We start from the raw sequence: 16,464 nt of genomic DNA, 5'->3' as shown, positions 1-16,464 counted from the left end.
CCGGCGCACCGCACCCCGCGTGCCTCGCCGCGGTGCCGCTCACCGCACGTCGGCGATGAGCTGCGGCGGGCTGTGCAGATAGGTGATCGACGGGTCGCGGCCCACCGCACCCGCCACGATCTCCAACGCATCCGCCAACGTCGACGCCGCCCGGTACCCCAGCCGCGCGCACGCCGCCCGATCCCCACCCACGAAGACCACCTCGGCCAGATGCGCCCGCGCCGGCGCCGTCTCATACCAGCGGTGGAACGGATGCACCCCGTGATGCGCCAGCGACGTCCGGTACAACGACGCATACCACGGGTCCGTGGCGTACTGCCGCTCGAACTTCGCCTCGATCGTCGCCGGATCACTCGACTCGGCGAGCACCTCCTCGTAGAAATCCACATACGACGGCTGATGCAACTGGGAGAACCGCGCCGCCACCGGATGGTAGACGATCATCGCTCCGTTCTCCCGGACGACGGGCCGCCCCCGATGGCGGGCGAAGACGTCGCCGAGCGCACCGTGCGCGGCGAGCACCGGATCCGCCGGCGCCCCACCCTGATACGCCCCGAACGGGGGCAGCCCCACGACGACGACGTCGCTCTGCCCGTCGACGTCGACCCGCTGCTGGGCGTCGAGCGCCTCCCACGCCGCCACCGCCACCGCCTGCGGCGCACCGGCCGTCACCGAGGTGATCGCATAGTCGGCGGCCAGATCGCGCAGCACCCGCGCCCGCCCCCGCCCCCCGAGCAGCTCCAGGCCCCGGCCCACCCCGAACGCCAACGCCGAATCAGCCGGCGACCATTCCCACTCCCGGCGGGTCAGAAACGGCGCCGGCCCGAGCGCGGCGTTCACCGTCGCCGTGACCGCGAACACCGGCACCGCCGCGCCCAGCACCGCCCCCACCCGCTGCGCCGCCGCGCCCTGCACGACTGCGCCGTCCACCGTCCCGCCGCCGCCCGCACCCGCCGCGGCGGCCTGCGTCACCGCCGCCACCGCATGCACCGCGCGCAGCGACGCATACGACGACAACCCCTCGACCAGCGCACCGAGCCCACCCTGCCCGGGGCCCTGCACGATCCCGACGGCGACGAGCAGATCGGCCTCGGCCACCGCCCGAGCGACCTCGACCGGCTCGCCGGCGTCGCTGCGACCGACCTCGACGAGGTTCGCCGCGTCCTCGGCGTCGTGGCAGGCCAGCTGCGTCGGCCAGAACGACCGGAACACCCGCTCCCCGACGATCCCCGCCACCTCGGNGGCACCCAGACGCCGGTGCAGCCCGTTGGCCACCACCAGCGTCACCTCGTCGACACCGGCCGCCGCCGCCACGGTCAGCACCTGCTCCAGGATCCGCCCGCGTACGTCCACCCCCCGCACCCGCGGCTGCGGAGTACGCAGATCGTCCACGCTGATCGCCAGACGCATCCCCGGGCGCAGCAGCGCCGACAGCGGCGCGCTGCCCACCGGCTCGGCCAGCGCCGCGCCGATCGCCGCGTCGACGTCACCGACCCCCGGGCGCGGCTGCGGCGGATACACCACCCGCGTGCCCAGCGGGAACCGTTCCAGCAGCACCCCGGCNCCGGAATGGACCAGCAGCGGGGGAGTCCGCTCGTCGACCTCGAGCACGAACCCCGGTCTCACTGTCGCGATCCTCTCCACGTCCGCCCCGATGAGCCACACCCTGCGTGCGCCCAGTCCACCCCCGNCGCCCCCGCCATCCCGATCATCCCGGGCATCCCGGCCCTGGGCGTCCGCCCGGCCGCGGTCATGACGGCGCCGCCGGATCGAACGCCACCCGCACCGCACCGAGGCGCCCCGCGTCCCACGCATGGGCCAGCGCGTCACGCCACCGGGTCAGCGGATAACCACCGGTGACCAGCCCGTCCAGCGGCGCGGTCGCGGCCAGCTCCCACGCCCGCGCCAGCACGTCGCCCGCCCCCGGATCGGCGCTGGTCCGCGCCGCCCCGACCAGCTCCAGCCCCCGCGCCCACAGCGGCGTCAGATCCACCCGGTCCGACGGGGTACCGGCCACCACCACCCGCCCACCCGCCCGGGTCGTGCGCAGCGCCGTCGCCAGCGCCTGGGCGCTGCCCGCCGCGTCCACCGCCACATCCACCCCGCCGAGCAGGAACGACCCGCCCGACGACGGGGTCACCCGCAGCGCATGCGTGCCGCGGCGCACCCCGGCGACCGCCCCGGCCGGGTCGAACACCGCGTCCGCGCCGAACCGGCCGGCCACCTGCGCCTGACGCGGATGACGCGCCACGACGGCCACCGACCCGGCGTCGGTGAACGCCCGCAACGCCAGCACCGTGCACAACCCGACCGCCCCCGCGCCGACGACCAGCACCCGCGCCCCGGGCGCCACCCGGGCCCGATCGGCGGCGTGCACGGCGCGAGCCAGCGCGTCGAGGAGCACCGCACGCTCGTCGGGCAGACCCTCGGGCACCGCGTGCAGCTGACCACGATGGGCCAGCATGACCCGGCTCCATCCGCCGCCACCGACCCCGACCTCAGCCGCCCGCGCCCCCACGCCCGCCCCCGCCTCGGACGGCGAACCTGCCCCCGACAGCGACACGGATCCGGCCGGCGGCGCCACCGGATCGACGACGACCCGGGCACCCGCGGCCAGCACCCGGCCGTCGGGAAGGGCCACCTGCTGCTCCACCCGGCCGACGACCTCCCGTCCCGGCACGAACGGCAACCCGACCACCGCCGTCAGATACGCCGACGCCCGACCGGTCACCAGCGCCAGATCCGCCCCGCCGATCCCCGCCAGCGACGGCCGCACCCGCACCCAGCGCTCATCCGGCGGCCGCGGATCATCACGGTCCACATACCGCAACGGCACCGCCCGCCCCAGCCCGCCCAGCGCCCCGGCACCCGCCTGGGCGACCAGCCGGGCGGCGACGTGGCGCGCCGGGGAGTCATACAGCTCCAACCCGCGCGTCACCACCCACCCCCCGCACCGCCCACGCCACCGCCAGCACCGACGGCACCGCCAGCACCGACGGCGGCACGGGCCCGCGTCGCCGCGGCCTGCCAGCCCCGCTCCACCCGACTGCCCACCACCAGCCGCGGTTCCCCCGCCGCCGCCGCCCACTCCTCGATCGGCCAGCCCGCACCGCGCGCCACCTGGTTCAACGCCACATCCGGGTTCACCGCCACCGGATTACCCACCGCGCGCAACAACGGCAGATCCGACTGACTGTCCGCATACGCCCACGACGCGGCCAGATCCGCCCCCGTGCTGCGCGCATGATGGCCCAGATACGCCGCACGCGCATCCCCGACCAGCGGCGAGGACGCCAACCGGCCGGTGAGCAGCCCATCGCCGCCCACCTCCAGCCGGGCCGCGACGATCTCGTCGAACAGCGGCGCGAACGGCCGGGTCAGCACCTCCACCGCCCCGGTCAGCAGCACCGTGCGATGCCCCGCCGCCCGATGCTCCCGCACGCGGCGAATCCCCGCCGGCTTCACCCGCCGCAGCAGAATGTCCCCGGCCACCTCGGCGACCAGCCGCTCCAGCTCCTCCGGATCGGCCCCCGCATAACGGGCATACACCGCGCGCATCAGATGCCCCCGGTCACGGCGCTCCGCGCGCACATACCCCGGCAGCGCCGCCGCCAGCCCCGCCAGCTCCCGGGCCCGCCGCCGCGGCCCGGCGTCGGCCAACCGCATCCACAGATACGACTCGATCACCGTCGCGCTCGCCACCGCACCGTCGAGGTCGAACACCGCCAGCACCCCGTCGCCGGCAGCCAGATGCCCCGACAGCCGCCGGCGCGGCGCGGCCTCACGCGGACGACGCAGCACCGCCGTCACCGCCGGGCAGTGCACCTGCTGCAGGTAGTGCCGCCAGTCGAAACACGCCGGGTCGAACCCGAACTCCACCTGGTCGGCCGGATCCAACGCCGCGTGCAACGCCGCCGTCGCATCGTCGACGTAGACCAGCTCCGCCTTCGTGTACGCCCGGTACACATCCGAATAGCGGCGCAGGAACGCCACCCGGCTCTGCGCCCGTTCCAGCTCCCCGGCCAACGCCCGCGTCCGCGCCGACGCCGGGACCTGCGCCAACGCCCGCCCGGCCAACCCCACCAGCCGCTCGGAATGACGCAGCCGCGCCTCCACCGCCGCCGCCCCCGCAAACGGCCACGACGGCACCGCGATCGCCCCCCGGCCCCGCTGCGGCAGCGGATCGGCCAGGAAGTACTCCCGCACATGGGCGTACAGATCACGGAACAGCAGCGGGTTACGAAACCCCGAACACACCGTGTAGTAGGCCGGCCGCTCCACCGGCGGCACCGTGGCCGCCGCGGCCAGCGTCGCGTTGACGACCAGGTCCACCGGGATGATGTCGACGACCGCGTCCGGGGAGGCGGGGAAGTCCGGCAGCTCCCCGCGGCCGTAGGCCAGGATCAGCGGCTCGGCCATCTTGAACCCCTCGATCCACCCGGGGAACGGCCGCGCCAACGCACTTTCGATGATCGAGGGCCGCAGGATCGTCAACGGCAACGCGCCGTGATGCTCCTCCAGGAACCGTTCCCCCAACGCCTTGGTGAACGTGTACGCATCGGTCCAGCCCAGCACCTGCGCCCGCTGCCCACCGGCCTCGACCAGCCGGCGCGCCACCCACGCCCGGCGCAGCTTCTCCGCCTCCGCCGACACCGTCTGCGCCCCGGCCGCGGCGAAGCGCCGCTGCGCCTGCGTGCGAAAACGCGCCGAGTTCTCCGGCGAGCGCGAGGCGTCCTCGGTCTGCTGACGCACCCGCGACGCCGAATCCTGCTCCACCCGCCAGTCCACGTCATGGACCAGCGGACCCTCGGCGATGTGCCCCGAACGCAACCCCGCCACATACGCCGTCGACACGTGCACCAGATGCGGACGCGCCCCCGCCGCGGCCAACGCCCGCAGCAGCTCCTGCAGCCCGCCGACGTTGATCCGGAACCCGTCGTCGATCGGCGGGTCGAACGACACCTCCCCGGCACAGTGGATGACGACGTCGATGTCGCCGGGCAACGCCGGCAGCCGCGACAGGTCACCCTCGACGACCTCGACGCGGCGCGCCACCAGCTCGGCGAGCCCCGCCGCCCCGAGCCGCTCACGCAGCTGGCGAAACGCCGGCTTGCGCGTCATCCGCGCCAGCCGCGCCACCCCCGTGTGACTGCCCCGCGGCCGCACCAGCGCCACCACCGAGGTGTCGGGGAAGTCCGACAGCAACCGTTCCAGCAGCGCCTCGCCCATGAACCCGGTCACCCCGGTCACGAACACCCGCCTACCCGCGAGCCGCTCGCGCAGCCCCACCCTGACCTCCGCTGCCGTCACCGCCGACACCCTCATCCGGGTACCCGCACCCGCCGTAAGTCCGGATGGGCGGGTGCACATCCGGTGGGCAACCCTAGGCGANGCCTCGCCCCCGCGGCGCCAACCTGCTCATCACGGGTGCGTNCCCAGGCCGCGGTACGCAGGGAAACCTACCGTCCGCACCTCTGCGCGGTGACGGGCAGCCCCACGATCCGGCCAGCCGAGTGGACAACCACCCCACCCGTCTGCTTCCCCAGCGCGGGGCCACCACCGGGCCACCCCACGGTGGGGGTACCCCCGTGGACCCCCCGAACGGGGGCAGCCGACCCGCAGCAGAGAAGACGACCCGCCGCGGCCCGGGGACCCGAGACAGGGGCCGACGCCCCGCCCCGGCGCGGCGGGTGACCGCCCGCTCAACGGGTGGGCGCCCGCTCAACGGGTGGGCGCCCGCTCANCGGGTGGGCGCCCGCTCAGCGGGTGGGCGCCCGCTCAGCGGGTGGGCGCCCGCTCAGCGGGTGGGCGTCCGCTCAGCCGGCGGCGACCGCGCCCAGGGCGGACACCAGCCGCGTGCACGGCCCCGCCAGCCCCCACCGTTCGCTCAGCGCCAGCACCGCCTGCGGATCGGCCGGGCTGACCGGCAGCCGCCCGTCGACGTCGCCGACGTCGCAGTCACGCACCACCGCGACCACCCCGACCGCGGCGTCGAGATAGTCACGGGCGGCCAGCAGCCGCCGCCGCGCCGCCACCGGCACCCCCTGCACCTGCCCGCCACCCCGCCCACCCGGCGCCACCGCAGCAGAAGCAACCGAAGCCGGGGGAGTCGAAGCCGGGGGAGTCGGGGGAGCGGCCGCCGGCGGTGGCGTGTCGAGCGCGGCGAGGATCGCCGCCAGCGACCCGAACCGGTTCAACAGCGCCGCCGCGGTCTTCGCGCCGATCCCGGCGACGCCGGGCAGCCCGTCGCTGGGATCGCCGCGCAGCACCGCGAAATCGGCGTAGGCCCGCCCCGGGATGTCGTAGCGGGCGCGCACCGACGCCTCGTCGACCACGGCGAACTTCTCCACCGCGTACCGCACCCGCACCCCGGCGGCGTCGTCGACGAGCTGGAACAGATCCCGGTCCCCGGTGAGGATGTCCACCCCACCGCCCCGAGCGCCGCCGCCGTGGCGGGTCGCGAGGGTGGCGATGACATCGTCGGCCTCGAAACCCGCCGCGGCCGCCCGCGCGATCCCGAACGCGTCCAGCACCGCATCGATGATCGGAAGCTGGACGGTCAGCTCGTCGGCGACCTCCTCGACCTCCCCGCCCGCCGCACCGTCTCCGCCCGCCCCCACCCGGCCCGCCGCCGCGTCCCCGACCACGGCGCCACCAGGCGCCGAGACGCCGGCCCGCCCGGCGGGCACAGCCACCCGGTGCGCTTTGTACGACGCCAGCAGCGCCACCCGGAACGCCGGACGCCAGTCGGCGTCGAAGCAGGCCACCAGCCCCCGCGGGCGAACCTCGACGATCTGACGGGCCAGCACGTCGAGCAGACCCCGCACCGCGTTGACCGGCGTCCCGTCCGGCGCCCGCACCGACCGCGGCACCCCGTAGAACGCCCGGAAGTACAACGACGGGGCGTCGGCAAGCAGCANCCCGCCGCCCGGCGCACGCGCCGCGCCGGTCGCCACCGGATCCACCGCCGGGCCTCCCGCCATCACCGACCCCCTACCGTCCAGCCCCCCACCGTCCGCGCCGCCCCACGCCGCCCGACGGCCGTATCACCACCATCACGACGGCAGCGCCGCGCCACCGCGCCCCACCCACACCTGATCCCGACCGTACCGGCTGTCCCACCGGGACCAGGCAACGGACCAGAAACAGCTCCCTCGCCCCGCGCCGACCTGCGTACGCTCCGGATCGTGCTGGAAGATCTCGACCGTCGAATCGTGCAGATGCTGTGCCGAGATGGGCGCATGAGCTTCACCGACCTCGGCCGGGCCACCGGCCTGTCGGTCTCCGCCGTCCATCAGCGCGTACGACGCCTGGAACAACGTGGAGTGATCACGTCCTACACGGCGCTGGTCGACCCCTCCCAGGTGGGTCTGCCCCTGACCGCCTTCGTCTCGATCACCCCGATCGACCCGAGCCAACCCGACGACGCCGCCGACCGGCTCGCCCACATCGTCGAGATCGAGGCCTGTCACAGCGTCGCCGGGGAGGAAAGCTACCTGCTCAAGGTGCGCGTCGCCAGCCCCGGCGACCTGGAGGTCCTGCTCCAGCGCATCCGCGCCGCGGCCAACGTGTCCACCCGCACCATGGTCGTGCTCTCCNCCCCCTACGAGGGCCGCCCCCCCGCCCTGTAACGCCGCGCCCCACGATGCCGCCCCAGCGCCCCCCGCCTATCCAGAGGGATGAATCGGGCACGAAGCCCTCCGGACAAGCAGGACCTCAGGTCGGGGACGCCGGTCAGCCGGAATGGCCGGTGAGCGCGACGCCGGTGGCCNCATCGAACAGGTGCAGCCGCCCCGGGTCGAACCACAGCTCGACCTGCGCCCCGCGCACCGCCGTGCTCGCCGCCGCCAGGCGCGCCACGACCTGCTCCCCGACGCCGGGCACAAGGGCGGCGCCGGCCTCGCGTAGCACCCGGGCGAGACCGGCGGCCTGCCCCGACCCCACAGGCAGCGCAGCGTAGACGTACTTGTCCGACCCGACCGACTCCACCNCCTCCGCGACCACGCTCACCCGACCGCCGGGCCGATCGGCCCCGACGACCGCGACGTCCTCGAAATGCTCCGGACGGATCCCGAGCACCAGCGACGCACCCCCCGCCCCCGCGGCCGGCGGCGCCGACCCCACCGCACCCTCCCCACCCACATCCACCGCCGCCGGCCGCGCCGCACCGGCGGACAACGCCCGACGCAGCCGATCGTCCAGCGCCACCGCGCCCAACGGCGAGCGCAGCACATCGCCCTCCACCGACGCCGGCAGGAAGTTCATCGCCGGGGAACCGATGAACCCGGCCACGAACAGGTTCACCGGCCGCTCGTAGAGCTCCACCGGCGCCGCGACCTGCTGCACCCGCCCCGCCCGCAGCACCGCCACCCGATCCCCGAGCGTCATCGCCTCGACCTGATCATGCGTGACGTACACCATCGTCGTACCCAGCCNCCGCTGCAGCCGCGCCACCTGCGTCCGCGTCGCCACCCGCAGCGTCGCATCCAGGTTCGACAACGGCTCGTCCATCAGGAACACCGCCGGCGACCGCACGATCGCCCGCCCCATCGCCACCCGCTGACGCTGACCCCCCGACAGCATCCCCGGCTTACGGTCCAACCACGGCGTCAGATCCAGCAGCTCCGCCACCTCGCGGACCCGCTGCTCGATCCGCGCCCGCGGCACCTTCGCCAACGACAACGGAAACCCGATGTTACGCCGCACCGTCATATGCGGATACAGCGCGTAACTCTGGAACACCATCGCGACATCCCGCTCGGCCGGCCCCAGCCCGTTGACGACCCGACCCCCGATCCGCAGCTCCCCGTCGCTGATGTCCTCCAACCCGGCGATCATGTTCAGCGTCGTCGACTTCCCGCACCCCGACGGCCCCACCAGGATCAGCAACTCCCCGTCGGCGACCCGCAGACTCACATCGTCGACCGCCACCTGCCCGTCGGCGAACCACTTGCTCACATGCGCCAGCTCGACCTCCGCCATGACCGCCCGCCTATCCCTTCACCGCACCGGACGTCAGCCCGGCGANGATCCGACGCTGGAACACCAGCACGAACACGATGATCGGAATCGTGATCACCACCGCCGCCGCCGCGATCGACCCGATCGGCTGGGTGAACTGCGACGCCCCGGTGAAGAACGCGATCGCCGCCGGCACCGTCCGCGACGACTCCGTCGACGTCAACGAGATCGCGAACAGGAAGTCGTTCCAACAGAAGATGAACACCAGAATCGCCGTCGTCACCAGCCCCGGCGCCGCCAGCGGCACGATCACCCGCGTGAACGCCTGCCACGGAGACGCCCCGTCCACCGCCGCCGCCCGCTCCAGATCCCGCGGAATCTCCCGGAAGAACGCCGACAACGTGTAGATCGCCAGCGGCAGCGAAAACGTCAGATACGGCACGATCAACCCGATCCACGTATCGAAGATGCCGATCTGACGCCACAGGTTGAACAGCGGACTGACCAGCGAGATCTGCGGAAACATCGCGATCAGCAACGCCAGGCCCACCAGCAGCCGCCGCCCCGGAAACACCAGCCGCGCCACCGCATAGGCCGCCATCGCCCCCACCNCCACCGCCAGCACCGTCGAGATCAACGCGATCCCCACCGAGTTCACCAACGCCCGGGTGAACAGCGACGCGTCAAAAATCTCCCGGTAGTTCTCCCACGTCCAGTGCCGCGGCACGAAACGCCCGTCCCCGACCGACGCCGGCGTCTTGAACGACAACGACACCAGCCACGCCAAGGGCACCAGCGACACCACCACGATCACCGTGTTCACCGCCACCCACCCCGACACCACCGACCCCCGCCGCCCACCACCGCCACGCCCCCGACCACCCCGACGCCCCCGCACACCGAAACGCCCCCGCACACCGGCCGCCCCCTCGGACGCCATCCCGCCCGCTGCGCCGGCCCCGTCACCCGCCACGGTCGTCACCGGCCCGCCTCCTGCTCCCCGCCGGGCGCGGCGGTCCCGAACCCCTTCACGAACACGAACGCCACCAGCGCCACCACCAGAAAGATCAGCACGCTCAACGACGACCCGACCCCCAGATTCAGCGCCGTGAACAGGTTGTCGTACCCGAGAATCGACACCGACCGGGTGTCATACGACCCGCCCGTCAGCACGTAGATGTTGTCGAAGATCCGGAAGGCGTCCAGAACCCGGAACAGCAACGCCACCAGAATCGCCGGCTTCATCAACGGCACCATCACCCGGACGAACCGCGCCCACGGCCCCGCCCCGTCCACCCGCGCCGCCCGCAGCAACTCCTCGGGCACCAACGCCAACCCCGCCAGCAGCAACAACGCCATGAACGGCGTCGTCTTCCACACCTCCGCAACGATGATCACCGCGATGCCCCACGTCTGCGACGTCAACGGCGCCGCATCCCCGAACAACCCCGACAGATACCCCGTCCCCGGCGTCCAGGCGTACTGCCAGCCGAACGNCGCGACCACCGTCACGATCCCGTACGGAATCAGGATCACCGTACGCACCAACCCCCGACCCACCACCGCCCGATGCATCACCAACGCCAACGCCATCCCCAGNACGAACTCGACCGCCACCGACACCACCGTGATCACCACCGTGACCGCCAGCGCCTTCCACCACAGCGACGACCCCAGCACCGTGGCGTAGTTCCCCAGCCCCACGAACGACGACTGCGCCGGGAAACGCAGGTCATAGCGCCGCAACGACAGATAGACCGCATAGCCGATCGGATAGCCCGCCACCGCCACGATCACCACCACCGCAGGCGCACACAGCAGCCACCCCAGCCGCCGCTGCGCCCGCTGCTGCGCCGTGAGCCCCACCCGACCGGCCATCACGGCACCAACCCCTTCGACTCCAACNCATCCTCGATCGCCCCCCGCAACCCGCCCAGCNCCGACACCGACACCGAACGCGGCGGGGNCAACCGGTCGGCGATCTGCAACGACACGCTCTGATACGCCGGCGTCTGCGGCCGCACACTGGCGTTGCGCAACGCCGCGTAGATCGCCGCCGCGAAGGGATACCCCCCCTCGACGAACGCCCGATCCGAATACAACGCCTCCAACGTCGGCGCCAACCCCCCGTCGACCGCCGTACGGATCTGGTTCGCCCGACCCCGCAGGCACCCGATCGCCGCCCGCGCCTGACCCGGATGCCGGCTGTACGACGACACCGCCAGGTTGTAACCCCCCACCGTCGTGTGCGACGGCTGACCGGCCACCAGACTCGGCCACTGCGCCCACCCGATCCGACCCACCAGATCCGGCGCGTTCGCCCGCGCCGACGGATAGACGAACGGATAGTTCAACTGGAACGCCGCCGACCCCGTCTCGAACGCCAACCGGTTATCGTCCTCCCGCTGGTTCGACCACGACGGATCCGCCGCCCCCGAATGCGCCAACGCCGCAATCGCCTCCACCGCACGCCGCGCCGGCTCACCCAACGCCNCCCGCGTCCCGTCCGCCGACAGAACCGACCCACCCGCCGAGGCCACCAGCGAGTTGAACAACACCGTGTACCCCTCATACTGGGCGCCCTGCACCTCCACCAGATGCGGCTTTCCCGCCGCCGCCAACGCCTTCGCCTGCGCCAGCATCTGCGCCCACGTCGCCGGCGGCCGCGCCACCAGATCCTTGCGATACCACAACAACTGCGCATTGGTGTTCAACGGCGCCGCATACAACCGCCCCCGCCAGCTGCCCGTGCGCACCGCCACCGGCAGCGTCCCCGCCGTGATCGCCCGCGCCGACGCCGCGTCGAACGGCACGATCCACCCCGCCTCGGCGAACTCCGCCGTCCACGTCACGTCCAACGCCAGAACATCCATCGAGGAGTCCTGCGCCGCCAGCCGGCGCACCAGCTGCTCCCGCTGCCCGTCGGCATCGTTGGGCAACACACTGATCGCGACCCGGTAGGCGCCGCGCGACCCGGCCGAACAGTCCGCCGCCGCCTTCGCGAACGACCCCGACGACTCGTTGTACACATACCAGCGCACCGTCACCGGCCCCCGCGCCGANCCCGACGCCCCACACCCCACCAACGCCACCACCGCACACACCGCCACCACCAGNCCGACCCGGCCCCGCACCACGCAGCGTCGCACCGCCCGACACCCACCCCGGCTCGCGACCCTCGGCACCGGCCCGACCTCCCTTCCGGCCTTCTGGCGAACATGCGGAAGTCCACACCCCGCCCCGCGACGAGGCGACCACTACTCATCCCGCCACACCCGACCACCCACGGCGCAGCTGCCGTGCCCCATCTCACGCACCGTAAAACCCCTATGACAGCAATACGCACCAACCCGGCCACCAAGAAAACCGAACACACCCACCGCGTCCCACCTCTCACACCCCGCCACCCCGACACGCCCCCGACCGCCCACCCCACAGCCGACCACCCCCACACCGCCCCGGCGACCAGCCGACCCGACCACCGGGCAGACTCACCAGCGTGACCGGCCCCCACACCCCCCGCCGCACCGTGCTCTACCGGGGCGGCCACATCCACACCCCCACCAGCCCCACCGCCACCGCCATGCTCACCGACCACGCCACCATCGCCTGGATCGGCTCCGACGACACCGCCGCCACCCTCGACGCCGACACCGTCATCGACCTGCACGGCGCACTGATCACCCCCGCCTTCGTCGACGCCCACATCCACACCACCGCCACCGGCCTCGCCCTGACCGGCCTCGACCTCACCGCCACCCCCACCCGCACCGCCGCCCTCGACGCCCTGGCCGCCCACGCCCGCCACCACCGGCACACCACCGTCTTCGGCACCGGCTGGGACGAGACCACCTGGGCCGACCCCACACCCCCCACCGCCGGCGAACTCGACCGCGCCACCGGCGGCGCCACCGTCTACCTCGCCCGCGTCGACGGACACACCGCCGTGATCTCCACCGCCCTGGCCGCCGCCGCCGACGCCGCCACCCACCCCGGCTGGCACCCCGACGGCCTCGTCACCGGCCCCGCCCACCACGCCGCCCGCCGCACCGCCGACACCACCCTGACCCCCAGCCAACGCCGCCACGCCTGGCAGACCACCCGCACCCACGCCGCCGCCCTCGGCATCGCCGCCCTGCACGAGATGGCCGGACCCGACGTCTCCTCCGCCGACGACCTCGCCGGCCTGCTCGCCCACGCCCGCACCGTCACCGGACCCGACATCGTCGGCTACTGGGCCGGCGACCTGCCCACCGCCGTCGAACTCGGCGCCGCCTGGGGCGGCGACGCCTTCGTCGACGGATCCCTGGGCTCCCACACCGCCGCCCTGCACACCCCCTACGCCGACCACCCCCACACCCACGGCACCCTGCACCTCGACGCCGACGCCATCCGCGACGCCGTCTGCGACGCCACCGACGTCGGCCTGCAGACCGGTTTCCACGCCATCGGCGACGCCGCCATCACCACCGTGCTCACCGGCCTCGAAGCCGCCGCCGCCAAGATCGGCCTCGCCCGCCTCGCCGCCGCCCGCCACCGCCTCGAACACGCCGAGATGACCACCACCGACCACCTCCCACGCCTGGCCGCCCTCGGCCTCATCGTCAGCGCCCAACCCGCCTTCGACGCCCGCTGGGGCGGCGAGCACGGCATGTACGCCACCCGCCTCGGCCCCACCCGCGCCGCCACCATGAACCCCTACGCCGCCATGACCCGCGCCGGCATCACCCTGGCCTTCTCCTCCGACGCCCCCGTCACCCCCCTGGACCCCTGGGGCGCCATCCGCGCCGCCGCACACCACCACACCCCCACCGCCCGCATCTCCGCCCGCGCCGCCTTCACCGCCGCCAGCCGCGGCGGCTGGCGCGCCGCCCGCGCCGACGCCGACGGCCACGGCATCCTCGCCCCCCGCCACCCCGCCACCTACGCCGTCTGGGACCACCACGGCGACCTCGTCGTCCAGGCCCCCGACACCCGCATCGCCGCCTGGTCCACCGACCCCCGCGGTGCCGTCGCCGGCCTGCCCGACCTCACCGGCCCCACCCCCCACTGCCGGCGCACCGTGCTGCGCGGNCGCATCCTGCACGACGCCCCGCGCTGACCCACCGCGAAACCATCCCCATAGTCGCACACATGTTCGATATCGTCGAGGGGTGAACCACCGCCGCCCGCCCCGCAGCGGCCCACCGGCGCACCCCCACCGCACCGCGAGGCCACATCGTCACCACACGTCGCGCCCCCTTCGGGTCAGGGGCGGCGTGGTCAGCGCGGCCCGCGTGACAGAAACTGGTCGGGTGACCCCCACGCCGGCCACCCCCAGCCCCACGGCCCAGGCGGCCGGCGACACCGCCGCCACGCCGACGCCGCCCGCCACCGTCCCCGCCCAACCCCGCACCGGCGTCGAGCCGCCACGGGGGAGCGACCCCCCACCCCTCGCACCCGCCGCAACCTCCACCGAACCCGGCCAGCCCGGGGGAGAGCAGCCCGCGCAGGACCGGGCCACGGGGGACCGGGCCGCCCGCCGCACCCGCCGGCGCGCCACCCTGCGCCGACGCACCCCACCGGCCCTGGCCGCCCTGCTCGGCGGCGCCCTGCTCTACCTCGCCACCCCACCGGTCGGCGCCTGGCCCCTGGCACCGGTCGCCGTCACCGTGCTCACCCTCACCGTCCGCGGCCGCCGCCTACGCGCCTCCTACGCCCTGGGCCTGCTGTTCGGCCTCGCGTTCTGCCTGCCACTGCTGCGCTTCGTCTCCTTCGTCGGCGCCGACGCCTGGATCGCCCTCGCCGTCGCCGAAGCCGCCATCCTCGCCCTCGTCGCCCCCGCCACCACCCTCGCCTGGCGCCTGCCCGCACCCTGGCTGTGGACCGGCGCCGTCTGGGTCGCCCAGGAGGCCCTGCGCGGACGCGCCCCCTTCGGCGGCTTCCCCTGGGGCCGGCTCGCCTTCACCCAGTCCGCCAGCCCGCTGACCGGACTCGCCGCCCTCGGCGGCGCACCCCTGCTCACCGCCGTCGTCGCCACCACCGGCGCCCTACTCGCCCTCGCCTGCCTGCACGCCCACACCCTCNCCCGCACCACCACCCGCCGGCGCAGCGCACCACGACGCCTCGCCCCACCCCTGCTCGGCGCCACCGCCCTCACCCTCGCCGGCCTGCTCGTCCCCCTGCCCACAACCGCCGAACACGGCACCCTCACCATCGCCGCCATCCAGGGCAACGTCCCCGCCGACGGCGGCATCCACGCCCTCGGCCGCGCCTTCCAGGTCACCGCCAACCACGTCGCCGGCACCCGCCAACTCGCCGCCGACGTCGCCGCCGGCCGCCGCCCCGCCCCCGACCTCGTCCTGTGGCCCGAGAACTCCTCCGACCTCGACCCCCAGCGCGACCCCACCGTCGCCGCCGCCCTGCGCGGCGCCGCCCGCACCGCCCGCGCCCCCCTGCTCGTCGGCGCCGTCCTCGACGGCCCCGGCGCCGGCCACGTCCGCAACGCCGGCATGATCTGGACCGCCGACGGCTTCACCGGCCAGATGTACGTCAAGCAACACCCCGTGCCCTTCGCCGAATNCCNCCCCGGCCGCGCCCTGCTCACCCGCCTCATCGGCCGCTTCGCCGACGACATGCCCAGCGACTTCCTCGCCGGCCACAACCCAGGCGCCCTGCACGTCGCCGGCACCACCATCGGCGACGTCATCTGCTTCGAAGTCGCCTACGACGACCTCGTCCGCGACACCGTCGACCACGGCGCACAGATCCTCGTCATCCAGACCAACAACGCCTCCTTCGGCCGCAAGGGCGAAAGCCAGCAGCAACTCGCCATGTCCCGGCTGCGCGCCGTCGAACACGGCCGCGCCACCGTCCAGGTCTCCACCAGCGGCGAAAGCGCCCTCATCGCCCCCGACGGCACCCTGCTGGCCAAGACCGGCCTCTACGAACCCGGCATCCTCACCGCAGCCCTGCCCCGACGCACCAGCCGAACCCTCGCCGACCGTGCCGGAATCCTCCCCGAGGCGGTGCTGCTCACCCTCGGCCTGGGCGCCATGATGGCGGGAGTGATCCGCCGCCGAACCCGCCCCACCGGCGACCCGGACCACACCGGCACCACCCCGCAGGCACCACGACCCCACGAGACGACACCCACGGTGACGCCCGCCGGGCCGGCCTGACGGATATGGCCCCCGATCAGGAAAGGAACCGCGTGGATCTCCACCGCGTTGTCGTCTGCGTCCCCACCTACAACGAGCGGGACAACCTCCCGGACACCGCCCGCCGCCTGCGCGCGGCGAACCCGACGGTCGACCTGCTCGTCATCGACGACGCCAGCCCCGACGGCACCGGGAAGATCGCCGACGAACTCGCCGACAACGACGACCACATCCACGTCCTGCACCGCGACGGCAAAGCCGGCCTCGGCACCGCCTACATCGCCGGCTTCACCTGGGCCCTCGACCACGGCTACGACGTCATCGTCGAAATGGACGCCGACGGCTCCCACCAACCCGAACAGCT

6 protein-coding genes and 14 pseudogenes are annotated in these 16,464 nt (G+C 74.0%); 6 read left to right on the top strand and 14 right to left on the bottom strand.

Annotated elements, in window-relative coordinates:
• Positions 1-39 precede the first annotated feature (39 nt).
• The 5 genes and pseudogenes from UK94_RS06480 to UK94_RS06465 form a co-directional block, all read right to left on the bottom strand.
• Entirely contained in the window at positions 40-1,236 is a 1,197-nt protein-coding gene (locus UK94_RS06480) for a lactate racemase domain-containing protein (protein ID WP_313949459.1), read from the bottom strand.
• Between the two features lie 6 nt (positions 1,237-1,242).
• Positions 1,243-1,563, bottom strand: a pseudogene (locus tag UK94_RS41955) (lactate racemase domain-containing protein); the annotation flags it as partial.
• Between the two features lie 187 nt (positions 1,564-1,750).
• Positions 1,751-2,938 (bottom strand): medium chain dehydrogenase/reductase family protein, encoded by a 1,188-nt coding sequence (locus UK94_RS06475; RefSeq protein WP_055749138.1) that lies wholly within the window; start codon positions 2,936-2,938, stop codon positions 1,751-1,753.
• The gene (locus tag UK94_RS06470; protein ID WP_055749137.1) at positions 2,935-5,289 is read right to left on the bottom strand and encodes an SDR family oxidoreductase; all 2,355 of its coding nucleotides are present in this window, start codon (positions 5,287-5,289) and stop codon (positions 2,935-2,937) included. The genes UK94_RS06475 and UK94_RS06470 overlap by 4 nt, the downstream gene beginning before the upstream one ends.
• Positions 5,290-5,816: 527 nt before the next feature.
• A pseudogene (locus UK94_RS06465) lies at positions 5,817-6,919 on the bottom strand (5'-3' exonuclease H3TH domain-containing protein); the annotation flags it as partial.
• Between the two features lie 271 nt (positions 6,920-7,190).
• Here UK94_RS06465 and UK94_RS06460 point away from each other — a divergent pair.
• Positions 7,191-7,598, top strand: a pseudogene (locus UK94_RS06460) (Lrp/AsnC family transcriptional regulator); the annotation flags it as partial.
• Between the two features lie 393 nt (positions 7,599-7,991).
• Here UK94_RS06460 and UK94_RS41945 read toward each other — a convergent pair.
• From UK94_RS41945 to UK94_RS41910, 9 genes and pseudogenes are all read right to left on the bottom strand, one after another.
• Positions 7,992-8,435, bottom strand: a pseudogene (locus UK94_RS41945) (ABC transporter ATP-binding protein); the annotation flags it as partial.
• Between the two features lies 1 nt (position 8,436).
• Positions 8,437-8,982: ABC transporter ATP-binding protein (locus tag UK94_RS41940; protein WP_235486714.1), on the bottom strand; the 546-nt coding region annotated here is incomplete at its 3' end.
• Positions 8,983-9,028: 46 nt separating this feature from the next.
• A pseudogene (locus UK94_RS06450) lies at positions 9,029-9,572 on the bottom strand (carbohydrate ABC transporter permease); the annotation flags it as partial.
• Position 9,573: 1 nt separating this feature from the next.
• Positions 9,574-9,901: pseudogene (locus tag UK94_RS41935) on the bottom strand (carbohydrate ABC transporter permease); the annotation flags it as partial.
• 38 nt (positions 9,902-9,939) lie between these two features.
• Positions 9,940-10,457 (bottom strand): annotated as a pseudogene (locus tag UK94_RS41930) (sugar ABC transporter permease); the annotation flags it as partial.
• 1 nt (position 10,458) lies between these two features.
• A pseudogene (locus UK94_RS41925) lies at positions 10,459-10,560 on the bottom strand (ABC transporter permease); the annotation flags it as partial.
• Position 10,561: 1 nt separating this feature from the next.
• Positions 10,562-10,839: pseudogene (locus tag UK94_RS41920) on the bottom strand (ABC transporter permease); the annotation flags it as partial.
• A gap of 89 nt (positions 10,840-10,928) precedes the next feature.
• Positions 10,929-11,454, bottom strand: a pseudogene (locus tag UK94_RS41915) (ABC transporter substrate-binding protein); the annotation flags it as partial.
• Between the two features lies 1 nt (position 11,455).
• Positions 11,456-11,903, bottom strand: a 448-nt coding sequence (locus UK94_RS41910) for an extracellular solute-binding protein (protein WP_268761238.1), incomplete at its 3' end; no start/stop codon positions are given.
• 557 nt (positions 11,904-12,460) lie between these two features.
• On the opposite strand from UK94_RS41910, the pseudogene UK94_RS06435 reads away from it, so the two are divergent.
• The 5 genes and pseudogenes from UK94_RS06435 to UK94_RS41890 all read left to right on the top strand — a co-directional run.
• A pseudogene (locus UK94_RS06435) lies at positions 12,461-14,034 on the top strand (amidohydrolase family protein); the annotation flags it as partial.
• A gap of 221 nt (positions 14,035-14,255) precedes the next feature.
• Positions 14,256-15,026 (top strand): annotated as a pseudogene (locus UK94_RS41905) (apolipoprotein N-acyltransferase); the annotation flags it as partial.
• Position 15,027: 1 nt separating this feature from the next.
• Positions 15,028-15,522, top strand: a pseudogene (locus UK94_RS41900) (apolipoprotein N-acyltransferase); the annotation flags it as partial.
• A 4-nt stretch (positions 15,523-15,526) separates the two neighbouring features.
• Positions 15,527-16,121 (top strand): apolipoprotein N-acyltransferase (locus UK94_RS41895; RefSeq protein ID WP_235486712.1); only part of this gene is annotated, 595 nt, incomplete at its 5' end.
• 5 nt (positions 16,122-16,126) lie between these two features.
• A pseudogene (locus UK94_RS41890) lies at positions 16,127-16,464 on the top strand (glycosyltransferase); the annotation flags it as partial.

The organism is Frankia sp. AvcI1 (assembly GCF_001420875.1).
Classification (GTDB): Bacteria; Actinomycetota; Actinomycetes; order Frankiales; family Frankiaceae; genus Frankia; species Frankia alni.
The sequence above is the reverse complement of the archived record's forward strand: the minus strand, read 5'-3'. Positions and strand labels throughout refer to the sequence as shown.